General features: G+C 41.0%; 1 protein-coding gene. It reads left to right on the top strand.

What is annotated here, in order from left to right:
* Nucleotides 1–265: hypothetical protein (locus FN960_RS23080; RefSeq protein ID WP_221936859.1), on the top strand; the 265-nt coding region annotated here is incomplete at its 5' end.
* Nucleotides 266–271: the final 6 nt, after the last annotated feature.

Here is a 271-nt window from a genome sequence, read left to right as displayed (position 1 = left end):
ATTCACAGGTGTTTTTTCCCATCCTGTGGTTCCCTTGGCGTTTTCTAGGTTTTTTCAGATAGTTGCATTTTTTAAAAAGCATCCTGAGTTCGATCTCAGTGTCTATCTGGGGCCTATTTCTGTCCCATATATGCCCCAAAAAAACTCCCCAACAGATAAGTGGTTTTTTCATGGATTTATGCGTAAAATCAAGAACGGCTGGAAATCATTCAATACACACACTATCGAAAAATTTACCAGCCAACCGCAGCACGTTCTTGCATAAGGCGTG

The sequence above is a fragment of the Alkalicoccobacillus porphyridii genome (assembly GCF_007293315.1).
GTDB classification, from domain to species: Bacteria; Bacillota; Bacilli; order Bacillales; family Bacillaceae_D; genus Alkalicoccobacillus; species Alkalicoccobacillus porphyridii.
This window is presented reverse-complemented; position numbering and strand designations above follow the sequence as displayed.